Below are 12,776 nucleotides of genomic sequence, written 5' to 3'. Positions count from 1 at the left end.
CAGAATTGTCCGTCATGCATGCATGTCAAGCTCGACATGACTTTTCCTTGAGCCGTCAGCGACGGGCCCCAGTCCCGAAAAAACGGGGGGATGAACCAAGAAAGCGTGATCCGCACTACGCAACTCAAATCACTTGTAGGGGTGAAAAGCCACGAAGCGGTTTTCACCGTCGCAAGTTGCCAGGCTGTCCTCGCTGCCAGCGAGTCAGAGATCAACCCGACGGTCCCACGGGTCGCTCTTCGCCCGTCGATCCCCTTGCCTACGGTCCTTTTCGAACCGGATCGTCTGGCGGCGATCATCGGACTTGCGCCGATCACCCGCCACACGGGTATCGATCTGGAATTTGGCTGGTCCACGGGAAGACGGAGTCGCTTCGGCCGGCTCTATCGGTTCCAGGCTGAGTGATTCGAGGTTTAGCTCATCGTTTTCTATTGTCATGGCATGACTCCGGTGGGCTGGCCTTGCTGGGCGTTCATTAGTAACCAGAAGGTAGGGCGTCTATCCCGAAATGGCCTGGTGCGACGGTATGAGCGGACGATTGGGTTTACTGATGGGCAGGCATCGGTGGCAATGCATAACGCTACCCCCAGATTAGCTGAATAGTCGCTGCAGCTACTGCGGTACGTTGGTCGGTGGCTACAAGCCGGACTCACGCCGTAGATGGGTGGTCGAGGTCGTCGCGGATCAGGTGTTCCCAACTGCGCCACTGCCACGGGACTGTGCCAACGGAGAGAACGTGGCCCAGGCGTTCGACGCGGCGACGCTAGATGCCGTGCAGGTACTCGCGAGGACATGCAGGATGTTTTCTTGCCCGGTGGAATTCAGTTCGCAGCGCTGTCCACCGGCCGCTCCGTGATACAGAGCGCTTGCAGGTTGTATGTGTGTGGCCATTCATGTGCGCAGCGGGTTGTTGTCTCGTCCCGTGCCGCATCGGCGACGGCGGCATGGGACAGGCGTTGCTGTTCTTTGATGCAGAACAGGACCATATGGAAATCGGCGCGCCATTCGGACTCGCAGCGACTGCGTACCGGGCCGCCGTAGCTGGCAATGGCCTCGGCCGCTTCGCGCTGTTCTTCCTGGCAATAGGCACGCATGGCCTCGCCGCTCCACTTCTCCAGGCAATACGCCTGAATAGCCGATTCGCTGGCATGGGCGTTGGACATGAGGCCGGCCGCCACCGTTGCGGTAGCGACCATCAGACGCTTTCGGTATGGCATGAGTACGCTTGCTCTCCACCTTGGACGTTGGCCCTCCTGGCCAGCGAATGACTAGATGCGGGATTGGTGATGCCACGATCGGAACTGCAGCCAGGCAGGTCTGCCGGCGCAGCAAGGGTGCAGTCTAGTACAGCGCCGCATTCTGCCCAGATCACCCGGCAGCGACCCGACGTGCGGCCTTCGAACTGTTCCATTGCATGTTCTTTAGTGCGGATGAAATCCAGGGATTGGTCGACGCCACGCCGGATTGCGTCAGGCCTTCTCTTCGACCAGCCAGGCCAGCATCGGAGCAGTGCCATAGGCGGTATCGCCGATCAGGCGTTCCGGGGTGAGGTCGAATTGCGCTTCGACGCGCTCCACCATCGTTTGGGTCGACTCGACTTCGGCGGTGCGATGCGCCGGGGTGGCTTCCACATCCAGGCTCACGCCGTGCGCGGTGTCGATCAGGTAGTTGGTGGCGTGGGCAAAGTAGGCCGGGCCACCTCGCGCGGCGGCCACCGCGCCAGTCGACCTCATCTCCCGCCACCCCACGTTGCCGGCTGGCATCCGCCTTGATGATGCTGGCGTCGACGGCGAAGCCTGCACCCTTGACCAGCCCAGCCGCCATGCAGCGCCGCAGCACCTCATTGAACAACCAGCGGAACAGGCCGCTGTCACGGAAGCGGCCGTGGCGATTCTTCGAGAAGGTCGAGTGATTGGGCACTTCATCTTCCAACCCCAGCCGGCAGAACCAGCGATAGGCCAGGTTGAGGTGCACCTCTTCGCATAGCCGTCGCTCAGAACGAATGCCATAGCAGTAACCGACGACCCGCATGCGCACCATCAACTCCGGATCAATCGACGGGCGCCTGATGGGGCTATAGAAGTCGGCCAAGTGGGCGCGCAGATCACTGAGGTCCAGGCACTGGTCGATGCTGCGCAGGAGGTGTTGCGGCGGGATGTGCTCGTCCAGATTGAACGAGTAGAACAGGCGCTGCTTGTCCCCCCGGTATCCGCCCCATCATGCTGCCTGCACCCATGCTCGCTGAGCGCGTGATTCTGCCGGTGGCTTCGGGTGGCAGCTACTTTTTCAGCAGAATCGGCCAAAAGGGGAGATTAGAGTAGGAAAAATAGATCTGTCCCGAATGGCACTTACTTAGGGCTAACTGATTGATTGGAAAAAGAAAGGCTGCTCCTGGTCTACGGTGATAGTTGCGAACACACACCGAGCCCAAGGAGCAGCCCACATGAATCCTAGGCGTCAAGCCATCGTTCATCAACAGCAGCGCACCCGCCGACAAGCGTCGAATACCGATGCCTACGCCTTCTTCAATCTGCTGACCAGCCCCGAGTTGTTCGACTGCGTCGAGTCCTTGCTGCCGGATCATCGCGAGCGTCTGTTCCCGCCAACGGAGACGCTGTCGATGTTCATGGCACAGGCCTTAAGCGCCGATCGCTCCTGCCAGAAGGCCGTCAATGACCTGGCCATCAAGCAACTGCTCGGAGGCTTGAAACCGTGCAGCACGCACACCGGTGGCTACTGTCGGGCGCGTCAGCGGCTTCCCATGGAGATGGTGTCCGCTCTGGTCCGCACGACCGGCCGCCTGATCAGCACCTATGCGGCCCAGACCTGGCAATGGATGGGCCGCCCCGTGCGGCTTGTGGATGGCACGACAGTCGCGATGCCCGATACGGCCGCCAACCAGGCGGCCTATCCTCAATCGCGTGGGCAGAAGGCGGGGCTGGGCTTTCCGATTTGCCGGCTGGTAGGAATTGTCTGCCTGTCCAGTGGTGCGGTACTGAACGCGGCACTGGGGCGTTTTCGGGGCAAGGGGGGGCGATGAGCAGACCCTGCTGCGGTCGATGCTCGATACCCTGAATGCCGGCGATGTCCTGGTCGGCGATGCCTACTACGCAACCTACTTTTTGCTGTGCGAGCTGCAACGCCGCGGTATCGCTGGGGTGTTCGAGCAATATGGCGCACGCCGACGCAGTACCGACTTTCGACGCGGCAAGCGCCTGGGTACGCGGGATCACCTGATTGCCTTGGAAAAGCCCCGAAAACGGCCGGCGTGGATGAGCGTTGCGTATTACGAGCAAGTACCTGACCGGCTGGAAGTTCGGGAGTTGAAAGCGGGGGACAAGATTCTGGTCACGACCCTGCGTTGCACCGGCCAAACCCCCAAGGCCGCCTTGAAGACCCTGTTCAGAAGCCGCTGGCACGTCGAGTTGGACCTGCGCAATCTCAAGGCCACGATGGGGCTCGAGATGCTGAGCTGCAAAACCCCGGCTATGGCCATCAAGGAGCTCTGGGTGTACCTGCTGGCGCACAACCTGATCCGGTTGATCATGGCGCAATCGGCCTCCTTGGCCGACTGCTTGCCACGCGAACTGAGCTTCAAGCACAGCCTCCAGCTCTGGCTGGCGTGGCGGCCATTTGCTGAGGCGGCGAGCCAATCCGAAAACCTGAATGGCCTCTTGCTCCTGGTCGCTCAGCAACGCGTCGGCAACCGTGCCGGACGGGTGGAGCCACGCGCTCAAACGAAGGCCGAAACCCTATCCCCTACTGACCCGCACACGCCACTCGGCTCGCGCCGAAATACAACGGAGCGGTCATCCCAAAAGGGCTAAGTAAGTGCCATTCGAGACAGATCTGTTTTTCCTACTCTGATGCCCCCTCATGGCCGGGCGCTGCCATGAGTGACAGGCGGCTATCGGCCAGGAGCGGACCCGAATCAGTCTGCCAGAGCCCCCGGGCTCTCAGAGAGGGGGCGGTAATTCTGCCAGTGCCCGAGACCAATACCCGGCTTGCCCGTACCACCTCGGGCAGCGCATTAACTCACTTACCGCTAGTCACGCGCGTTCATAGTCATATGCTCAGGCGTATGCCAGCCGGCGTCTGGGTCTGGGGCTGGAACAGGGCATCGACTACCGACTGCGGCGGGTACGCCGCCGGTTTTCAGCGATCAAAACGGAAAGTCGCGCCGTAGGCGCTGTCCGGCAAGCGGTCAGAACTGTCCTCTCGTAGTCGCGAACGGAACGACCCTCGCGGCGCCTCGGTGCGGTAAAGGCCACGCTTGATCAGCTCGGGCACCACCAGTTCGGCAAAATCCTCCAGGGTGCCGGGACTCACCAGCGGGTTGAGCATGTAGCCGTCGGTACCGGAAATCCGCGCGTGCTCCTCAATGCGGTCGGCGACTTGCGCAGGCGTGCCTACCAGGATCAGGTCACTGCCTCGGGTTACCCGGGCGAAGCGCTGGCGCACCTCGCCAGCGGTCAACGGCTTGCCGCTGCCGTCCGGGCGCATCACGTAAGAGGTCAGGCCCTCGGTCTGGGTGGTCAGGGGCTCGTTGTCGGCGTAGCGGTCGATGTCGATGCCGGTATCGCCGGCGTAACTCACCAGTTGGGCATTGAGGTGGTAGTTGCTCTGCAGTTCGTCGTATTTGCGCTGGGCCTCGATAGCGGTGGGGGCGGTGACGATCCGCAGCACGGTCAGGGACTTTACATCGTCGCGGGCGCGGCCACGGGCTTCGGCCAGGTTGCGGATATCGGTCAGGCCGGCGCGGATTTCCTCGGGGTTCGATTTGGCGACGAACACCAGTTCGGCGTGCTTGGCGGCGAACTGCCGTCCGCGCTCGGACCAGCCCGCCTGGATCAGCACCGGCGAGCGCTGTGGAGAGGGCGCGCAGACATGGGGGCCAGCCACCCGATAGTGAGCTCCTTCGTGGTCGATACGGCGGACACGGTCGCCTCGGGCGTATCGCAGTCCGGACTTGTCGGCCACAACCGCGTCGTCCGCCCAACTGCCTTCCCAGAGCTTGTAGACCACGTCGAGGAACTCCTCGGCGCGCTCGTAGCGGTCGCCGTGACGGATCATCTGGTCCAGGCCGAAGTTGTGGGCAGCGCTGGACAGGTAGGAGGTGACGATGTTCCAGCCGATACGCCCACCGGTCAGGTGGTCCAGGGTGCTGAAGCGCCGCGCATGGCTGAAAGGGTGTTCGTAGGTGGTGCTGACAGTCACGCCAAAGGCCAGGTGGCGAGTTTGCGCGGCCAGGGCCGGGATGTGCAGCAAGGGGTCGTTGGCCGGGGCCTCCACGGCCCACTTCAGGGCGGCATCGGCGGAGCCGCCGTAGACGTCGTAGAGCCCTAATACATCGGCGAAGAAGAACAGGTCGAGGTTGGCCTGCTCGGCGATGCGCGCCTGGTTCGACCAGAAGTCCAGGGTATTGATGCGCAGGCGCTCGTCGGCCGGGTGGGTCCAGAGGCTGGGCGCACCGCCGCAGCCGACACTCGCCTGTTCGTAGAGGGAAAAGAGAAGGGGCTTGGGATCGGACATGGTCATTCCTTGAGGTATTCGGATCGGGCCCGATTGCGGGCCCTCGGGAAAGATCAGCGGCGTTCGGTATAGGCCTTGCTGTAGTGGCGTTCCAGACGGGCCTGGATCAGTTCCAGGGCAATCGACAGCAGCCAATAGATGACCGCGGCAGCGGTGAGCATCTCGATATAGCGGTATGAGGAGCGGCCGTAGGACTGGGCGAGGAACATCACTTCCCAGACTCCCATCACCGATACCAGGGACGAGTCCTTGAGCATGGAAATGAACTGGTTGGTGGTGGGCGGGATGATGGTGCGCATGGCCTGGGGCAGGACGATGCGCCAGAAGGTCAGGGGCGCACTCATGCCCAGAGCGGCGGCGGCTTCTCGCTGACCCGGCGCCACACCGATGATGCCGGCGCGGAAGATCTCGCTGAGGTAGGCGCCATAGTTCAGCGACAGGGCGAGGATGCCCGCCGTGATGGCGCCCGGCACCACGCCCAGCTGCGGCAGACCGAGGTAGATCAGCAGGATCTGGATCAACAGCGGTGTGCCTCGGAAGAACGAGGCGTAGAAGGTGGAGATACCGAAGGCCACGGCGCTGCTGGAAAGTCGCGCCAGCGCGGCGACGAAGCCCAGGACCAAGGAGCAGGCGATGGAGCAAAGGCTGAGGAACAGCGTCAGTGCCGCGCCCTGGAGAAAGCCGTTAGGGGCGAGGGTCAGGCCGGTCAGGTTGCGCCACTTGTCGACGATCACCGAGAACTTCAAGTCGAAGCCCAGGAAGAACGCCACGCACAGCGTGAGCATCACCGCCCAGGTCAGGTACAGCCGGGTGCGGAAACCAAACAGCCGCTCGATCAGGCTGGGGCCCGCCACGATCCGTGGCGGGAGTTGGGGCTCGAAGGCAGTCATTGGGTGATGTCTGCGCCGATCCACCTGTTGGAGATGCGCGCCAGGGTGCCGTCCTGGCGGAGCTCGCCGATCACCTGGGTGACTTTGGCATCCCACTCCGGATCACCTTTCTCCGTGGCCACCACGTTGGGTTCGCCGTAGAGCGTGTCGCCGGCGATCTTGAAGCGCGGGTCCTGGGCGATGCGCTCGCGGGCGGTCACCAGGTTGGTGACCATCGCGTCCAGGCGTATACCGGTACCGAGCGCCAGGTCCTGGAAGGCCACGGTTTCATTGTCGTAGGGGGCGATTTCCACCTGATCGAAGGGGTAGCTCAGCGGCTTGTCCTCGGCGCCTTCGATGACCAGATCCTTGCGCAAGTAGCTCTCGTAGGTGGAAGCACTGATCACGCCGACCTTTTTGCCGGACAGGTCCTTGCCGGAGCCGATACGGGAGTCCTTCGCGTTGACCACGACGACGGCAGGCGACTCGTAGTACTTCACCGGGAAATTGAACACCTGGGCACGGGCCTGGCTCGGGGTCATGGAGCAAATGCAGACGTCGTAGCGGCCGTTCCAATGGCCAGCGGCGATCACGTCCCAAGACGGGGTTTCCAGCTTCAGCTTCACGCCCAGGCGATCAGCCACTGCCTTGGCCACATCCACATCGAACCCGTCCAACTGGTTCTGCTCGTTGAGGAAAGAGAAGGGCGGATAGTTCTCCATAAGCACCCCCACCAGTTCGCCCTTGCTCTGGATGCGATCAAGTGTCTGGCCGGCGAAGCTGATGGAACTGGCAGTGAGAAGGGCAAAACCGAGTTGCAGCAAGGAACGGATTTTCAAGGGAACTCCTGTATAGGCGAGGTTGATTGAGCACTCGTTCGATTAAATGGTAATAAAAAATTACTTAATAATAATCTATTGGAATAAATGACTGCCCGCCGGCTATATCGCCCGTGCTGTGAAGCTTGGCTGAAGGCGTGTCTGAAGGGGATGGGGCGTTGCCGGTCAGGGCTTCGGGGCCGTGGTAGTCCTGTTGCGTTGCTGGGGCAGCAGCAAGATGCGCAAGCCTTGTTTGCAGGCAGTTCTTGTCAGCCAGGGAAGTTCCCGGTGACAGAACCGCCTGCAAGGGCCAGCAATATCAGCTCGCCTGCTTGGCGCCGCCGCCGATCTGCCAGACGTAGGGTGGTTCGCTGCGGTTGATCTCCCAGTCGCCGATGATTCGCTCCTTGTAGATCAGCGGATTGTGGGAGGCGGCGGTGCGGGCGTTGCGCCAGTGGCGGTCGAGCAGCTTGCCGGTGCTAGTGGCCGAGGCGCTGAGCGCATTGAACAGGTCGCTGGTCAGGCGCAGCACCAGTTCGGCGATCACCACCTGGCCCTGGGCCGACTCCAGCTCAGCGGCGATGTTGGCCTGGCGCTCGTCCTCGGCATTTCCTTCAAAGCGCGCCTCGTAGGCCCACTGCGCGGCTTTTGCCGCACGCACGGCGGTGGCCTCGGCAGCGTAGGCCTGGGCGGAGGCCTTGCCGACCACCTGCTGCACCTGTGGGTCGCGGTCAACCGAGCTGGCGCTGCCATGGCTGAACACCCGAGTGCGCAGGCGTACCTGCTCGGCCACGTCACGCACCGCGGCGCGGCCGGTGCCGGCCAGTACGGCCAGCAGCACCAACTGGTAGAACGCGGTCTGGTACTTGAAGCGGCTGGCGAATGGGATGATGTTCTCCGCGGCCACTTCGGCATCGACGAAGCGCGAGGTGCCGCTGCCGGTGGTGCGCTGGCCGAAGCCGTCCCAGTCGTCGCTCTGCTGCACGCCCGGCTGGTCGGTGCGCAGCGCGGCAATCACGTCTTCGCCGGTGTCGTCGAGCTGGGCGTAGAGGTCGATCCAGTCGGCGAAGATGCTGCCGGTGCTGTAGTACTTGGTGCCGTTGACCAGCCAGCGTTCGCCCTGGCGAGAGACACGGGTGATGACCTCGCCGATCTTCACGTTGCCGACTTCGGTCCAGGCGTTGCCGACCAACTCGCCGGCGACGAAACGCTTGAACCAGGTGTCCTGATTGGCCTCGGCATGGGCGTTGAGGCGGTCCTCGACGAAGGCGAAGTGGCCACGCAGGGCCTGCGGGATGTTGGAGTCGGCCTCGGCCAGCTCAATCAGCAGTTGGATCAGCTGCGGCAGCGAGGCGCTGGCGCCGCCGTGCTCGCGCGGCACGCGCACGGCACCGAAGCCGGCCTCCTTGAGCCAACGGATGGGTTCGTGGGGCAGGCTGCGGGTGCGCTCGCGCTCCAGCGCACCCTCGGCGATGCGGGCGAAGATCGGACGAAACCGGGTGGCTAGCGACTCGTAGTCGGTGCCGGTGGAAAGCTGGGGCAGGTGCTGCTGGGCGGTCATCGCGGTTCTCCTTGGTGGGCGGCTGACCCTATGGCCGGGGCAATCTTCGTGCCCTTCGATGAAAGGCCATGTATATCAATGGCTTGCGCTCATATTGGGATGCCCGGCCGCTGTGGCCAGCTGTGGCTGGTGGGGCAGGTTGCTGGGTGGCTGTTGCCCTGCAGACAGCTGCCCGGACGATTTCTCCCGGTGGCCGGTGCGCAAAGCTGTTGGCTTAGCAACAGTGGTTCAGCAGGTTGTTAGTCACCGAGCATCGGACCCTCTCTGGCGATTTCTCCTATCACGATGATTTGAAAGGAGTTTTCCCTTTGGCACGGTTGCTGCTCTGACCTCTGCAAAGCAATGCAGCGCCATGGGCGAGAGGTCGAGATGAGTCAAGCAATCAAGGTGGTCGTGGTGTCGGGCAGCCTGCGCGATCCATCGCGTACCCATGCCCTGTTGCAGGCGCTGGTAGAGCGCCTGCAGGTGCGCCTGGCGATCGACCTGCACTGGGTGCGCATCGCCCAACTGGGCAGCGTGCTGGCCGGCTCGCTGGAGCGCGACAGTGCCTCCTCGGAGTTGCTGCCGCACCTGCGTGCCGTGGAAAACGCTGACCTGATCATCGCCGGCAGCCCCGTCTATCGCGCGTCCTACACCGGCCTGTTCAAGCACTTCTTCGACCTGGTGGATTACCAGGCCCTCAAAGGCGTGCCGGTGCTATTGGCCGCCACCGGCGGCGGCGAGCGTCACGCGCTGGTGATCGATCACCAACTGCGCCCGTTGTTCGCGTTCTTTCAGGCGCACACCCTGCCGTACGGGCTGTACGCCACCCCCGAAGCTTTCACCGATTACCGCCTCGACGATGCGGCTCAGTTCGAGCGCATCGAGCGAACGCTCGACCCGGTCGAAGCCTTCTTTCGCAGCCCGGCCGTTCGCGCGGCCTGAATTCCAAGCACCACAGGAGCCATAGAGATGAGCCAACAACCAATCAAATTCGCCTACTGGGTGCCCAATGTCAGCGGCGGTCTGGTGGTCAGCAACATTGAACAGCGCACCAGCTGGGACGTTGACTACAACCGCAAGCTGGCACAGATCGCCGAGCGTTCCGGCTTCGACTACGCGCTGTCGCAGATCCGCTTCACCGCCGGTTACGGCGCCGAGTTCCAGCACGAGTCGGTGGCCATCAGTCACGCGCTGCTGGCCGCCACTGAGAAGCTCAAGGTGATCGCCGCCATCCTGCCCGGCCCATGGAATCCGGCGCTGGCCGCCAAGCAGTTGGCTACCATCGACCAGCTCACCAACGGCCGCATCGCGATCAACGTGGTGTCCGGCTGGTTCAAGGGAGAGTTCCATGCCATTGGCGAGCCCTGGCTGGAGCACGACGAGCGCTATCGCCGCTCCGAGGAGTTCATCCGCGCACTGAAGGGCATCTGGACCCAGGACAACTTCAGCTTCAACGGCGACTTCTACCGCTTCCGCGACTACACGCTCAAACCCAAGCCGCTGCAGCAGCCGCATCCGGAGATCTTCCAGGGTGGTAGCTCTCGCGCCGCGCGCGACATGGCCTCGCGGGTATCGGACTGGTACTTCACCAACGGCAACACGGTGGAGGGCATCAAGGCCCAGGTCGACGACATCCGCGCCAAGGCCGCGGCCAACGGCCACTCGGTGAAGATCGGGGTGAACGCTTTCATCATCGCCCGTGACAGCGAGGAGCAAGCCCGCGCCGTGCTGCAGGAGATCATCGACAAGGCCAATCCGGAGGCGGTCAATGCCTTCGGGGCCGAGGTGAAGAACGCCGGCGCGGCCAGCCCCGAGCGCGAGGGCAACTGGGCCAAGTCCAGCTTCGAGGACCTGGTGCAGTACAACGACGGCTTCAAGACCAACCTGATCGGCACCCCGCGGCAGATCGCCGAGCGCATCGTCGCGCTCAAGGCGGTGGGCGTGGACCTGATCCTCTCCGGCTTCCTGCACTTCCAGGAGGAGGTCGAGTACTTCGGCCAGCACGTGCTGCCGCTGGTGCGTGAGCTGGAGGCCGAGAAGCACGCAGAGAAGGCGGTGGCCTGAGGCAACGGCGATGAGCGACGCGACCCCAACCACGCTACCGGCCTGGCTGGCCCACCAGGCCCGTGAGCGCCCGACCGGTATCGCCTTGCGCCACAAGCGCCTGGGCGTCTGGCAGGTGCGCAACTGGGCCCAGGTGCAGGCCGAGGTGCTGGCCCTGGCCGGCGCGCTGCGCGCCGCAGGTTTCGGCCCCGGCGCGCAACTGGCAATCCTCAGTCGGCCGCGCCCGGAGGCGCTGTTGGCTGCCTTGGCGGCACAGTGGCTGGGTGGTACGGCGGCGCCGTTCGATCCGCTGGAGGAGGCGGCCGGGCAGGCCACCGCACTGCGCCAGGCGGGTGCGGATTTCGTCTTCGCCGAGGGGCTGGAGGAAGTCCTGCGCGTGCGCCAGAGCGATCTGGCGCCGACCTGGCTGGCCTATGCCGATGGCCGTGGCCTGGTCGATCCGCAGGTGCGCGGCGGGGCCCTGGATTATGGCCGGCTGCTGGCCGCCGAGGCCGAGTACGGCGCGCCACCGGTATGTGCCGAGGACATCGCCTTCGCGTTCTACCGCCAGCGTGTTGCGGGCGTGGAGCAGCAGAGCTTCAGCCATGCCGAGCTGCTGCAGGAGGGCGAGCGGCTGGTGCGGGGTGAACGCCTCTCGGAGCGCGAGGACGCCTTGGCTGCACGTGCCTTCGCCGCCAGCGGTCAGGCCCGTTACCTGCTCGCGCCCTGGCTGCTGGCCGGCTTCCGTCTGAATTTCCCCGAGCGCCTGGAGACCCGCGACCAGGACCGTCGCGAGCTGGGCCCGAGCCTGGTTCTCGGTACTCGCGAGACCTACGGCCGCCTGCATGAACTGGTGCGCCAGCGCCTGCCGTTGCCCGGCAGCCTGCGTCGGCGCCTGGTGGACTGGGCGCTGGAGCCGGACGGCGGAGCCCTGAGCAGTCTGCTCGGCCAGCCATTGGTGCGCCGGCCCTTGCGCGACGTGCTGGGCTTTTCCCGCACCCGCGTGGCGCTGCTGGTGGGCGCACCGCTGGACGAAGAGACGCGGCGCTTCTTCACCAGGCTCGGGATCGAGGTGCGCAATTGGCCGGCGGCGGAGCGCTGGCACCCAGTACGCGGGCGGGACGTCACCGGCTGGCCATCAGGTCAGCCACAACTGGCATGAGGAGCACGGCGTGAGCGGCACGACACTGTTGGAACTGCAGAACATCTCGCTGGCCTTCAAGGGCGTCAGGGCGATCAGCGACATCAGCTTCGCCGTGGCCGAGGGTGAGATCTGCGCGCTGATCGGCCCCAACGGCGCTGGCAAGAGTTCCCTGCTCAACGTGATCAATGGCGTCTACCAGCCGCAGAACGGAGTGATCCGCTTCGCCGGCCAGGCGCGCCGGGCCATGCGCCCGCACGACGCGGCCCGTCGCGGCATCGCCCGTACCTTCCAGAACATCGCGCTGTTCAAGGGCATGAGTGTGCTCGACAACCTGCTCACCGGGCGCAACCTCAAGCGCCGCGCCAGCTGGCTGGAACAGGCGTTGCGCGTTGGGCGCGCGCCAGGCGAGGACGACCACCAGCGCGAGGCGGCGGAGCGGGTGCTGGCCTTCCTGCGCATCCAGCCCTGGCGCGACGCCATAGTCGGCAAGTTGCCCTACGGCCTGCAGAAGCGCGTCGAACTGGGCCGCGCCCTGGCCGCCGAACCGCGCCTGTTGCTGCTGGACGAGCCCATGGCCGGGATGAATACCGAGGAGAAGGCGGAGATGAGCCGCTTCATCCTCGACATCAACCGCGAGTTCGGCACCACCGTGGTGTTGATCGAGCACGACATCGGCGTGGTGATGAGCATCTCCGACCACGTGGTGGTGCTCGACTATGGCCGCAAGATCGGCGACGGCCCGCCCGACGACGTACGCCAGAACCCCGAGGTGATAGCCGCCTACCTCGGCACTCGCCACTGACCCCGCCGCGTCACCGACCGCTTTC

At 64.2% G+C, this 12,776-nt stretch carries 10 protein-coding genes and 2 pseudogenes; 6 read left to right on the top strand and 6 right to left on the bottom strand.

Annotation, left to right across the window (positions count from 1 at the left end):
• Positions 1-90: 90 nt before the first annotated feature.
• Positions 91-405 (top strand): hypothetical protein, encoded by a 315-nt coding sequence (locus tag OXH74_RS22900; protein ID WP_375739004.1) that lies wholly within the window; start codon positions 91-93, stop codon positions 403-405.
• Between the two features lie 416 nt (positions 406-821).
• On the opposite strand, the gene OXH74_RS22895 is transcribed toward OXH74_RS22900, so the two are convergent.
• Both OXH74_RS22895 and OXH74_RS22890 read right to left on the bottom strand, forming a co-directional pair.
• On the bottom strand, positions 822-1,217 hold the full coding sequence (locus OXH74_RS22895) for a hypothetical protein (RefSeq protein ID WP_375739003.1): 396 nt from the start codon (positions 1,215-1,217) through the stop codon (positions 822-824).
• 258 nt (positions 1,218-1,475) lie between these two features.
• Positions 1,476-2,221 (bottom strand): annotated as a pseudogene (locus OXH74_RS22890) (transposase); the annotation flags it as partial.
• Positions 2,222-2,443: 222 nt separating this feature from the next.
• Between OXH74_RS22890 and OXH74_RS22885 the strand changes: the two are divergent.
• Positions 2,444-3,831, top strand: a pseudogene (locus tag OXH74_RS22885) (IS4 family transposase).
• A gap of 324 nt (positions 3,832-4,155) precedes the next feature.
• Here OXH74_RS22885 and OXH74_RS22880 read toward each other — a convergent pair.
• The 4 genes from OXH74_RS22880 to OXH74_RS22865 all read right to left on the bottom strand — a co-directional run bounded on the left by OXH74_RS22880 (position 4,156) and on the right by OXH74_RS22865 (position 8,780).
• Complete coding sequence (locus OXH74_RS22880; RefSeq protein ID WP_375739002.1) at positions 4,156-5,532, bottom strand: LLM class flavin-dependent oxidoreductase; 1,377 nt, start codon at positions 5,530-5,532, stop codon at positions 4,156-4,158.
• A 53-nt stretch (positions 5,533-5,585) separates the two neighbouring features.
• On the bottom strand, positions 5,586-6,422 hold the full coding sequence (locus OXH74_RS22875; RefSeq protein WP_375739001.1) for an amino acid ABC transporter permease: 837 nt from the start codon (positions 6,420-6,422) through the stop codon (positions 5,586-5,588).
• A complete protein-coding gene (locus OXH74_RS22870; RefSeq protein WP_375739000.1) occupies positions 6,419-7,240 on the bottom strand; it encodes a transporter substrate-binding domain-containing protein in 822 nt (273 codons plus the stop codon). Before OXH74_RS22870 ends, OXH74_RS22875 begins: the two co-directional genes overlap by 4 nt.
• Positions 7,241-7,538: 298 nt before the next feature.
• Positions 7,539-8,780, bottom strand: a complete 1,242-nt coding sequence (locus OXH74_RS22865; RefSeq protein WP_375738999.1) for an acyl-CoA dehydrogenase family protein — start codon at positions 8,778-8,780, stop codon at positions 7,539-7,541.
• A gap of 369 nt (positions 8,781-9,149) precedes the next feature.
• Between OXH74_RS22865 and msuE the strand changes: the two genes are divergently transcribed.
• Genes msuE through OXH74_RS22845 form a run of 4 tightly spaced genes read left to right on the top strand, consistent with a single transcriptional unit; the run spans position 9,150 to position 12,751 of the window.
• The gene (gene msuE, locus OXH74_RS22860) at positions 9,150-9,704 is read left to right on the top strand and encodes an FMN reductase (RefSeq protein WP_044875258.1); all 555 of its coding nucleotides are present in this window, start codon (positions 9,150-9,152) and stop codon (positions 9,702-9,704) included.
• Positions 9,705-9,725: 21 nt separating this feature from the next.
• Positions 9,726-10,826 (top strand): dimethylsulfone monooxygenase SfnG, encoded by a 1,101-nt coding sequence (sfnG, locus tag OXH74_RS22855; RefSeq protein ID WP_375741667.1) that lies wholly within the window; start codon positions 9,726-9,728, stop codon positions 10,824-10,826.
• 10 nt (positions 10,827-10,836) lie between these two features.
• Positions 10,837-11,967 (top strand): AMP-binding protein, encoded by a 1,131-nt coding sequence (locus OXH74_RS22850; protein WP_375738998.1) that lies wholly within the window; start codon positions 10,837-10,839, stop codon positions 11,965-11,967.
• A 10-nt stretch (positions 11,968-11,977) separates the two neighbouring features.
• Positions 11,978-12,751 (top strand): ABC transporter ATP-binding protein, encoded by a 774-nt coding sequence (locus OXH74_RS22845; protein ID WP_375738997.1) that lies wholly within the window; start codon positions 11,978-11,980, stop codon positions 12,749-12,751.
• Positions 12,752-12,776: the final 25 nt, after the last annotated feature.

Source organism: Metapseudomonas boanensis (assembly GCF_042232855.1).
Taxonomy (GTDB): Bacteria; Pseudomonadota; Gammaproteobacteria; order Pseudomonadales; family Pseudomonadaceae; genus Metapseudomonas; species Metapseudomonas boanensis.
The sequence above is the reverse complement of the archived record's forward strand: the minus strand, read 5'-3'. Positions and strand labels throughout refer to the sequence as shown.

What these genes read in the sequence shown, in the direction of transcription:
- OXH74_RS22880 (WP_375739002.1), bottom strand. Translation starts at nt 5,532, where the DNA reads ATGTCCGATCCCAAGCCCCTTCTCTTTTCCCTCTACGAACAGGCGAGT.
- msuE (WP_044875258.1), top strand. Translation starts at nt 9,150, where the DNA reads ATGAGTCAAGCAATCAAGGTGGTCGTGGTGTCGGGCAGCCTGCGCGAT.
- OXH74_RS22900 (WP_375739004.1), top strand. Translation starts at nt 91, where the DNA reads ATGAACCAAGAAAGCGTGATCCGCACTACGCAACTCAAATCACTTGTA.
- OXH74_RS22865 (WP_375738999.1), bottom strand. Translation starts at nt 8,780, where the DNA reads ATGACCGCCCAGCAGCACCTGCCCCAGCTTTCCACCGGCACCGACTAC.
- OXH74_RS22850 (WP_375738998.1), top strand. Translation starts at nt 10,837, where the DNA reads ATGAGCGACGCGACCCCAACCACGCTACCGGCCTGGCTGGCCCACCAG.
- OXH74_RS22875 (WP_375739001.1), bottom strand. Translation starts at nt 6,422, where the DNA reads ATGACTGCCTTCGAGCCCCAACTCCCGCCACGGATCGTGGCGGGCCCC.
- OXH74_RS22895 (WP_375739003.1), bottom strand. Translation starts at nt 1,217, where the DNA reads ATGCCATACCGAAAGCGTCTGATGGTCGCTACCGCAACGGTGGCGGCC.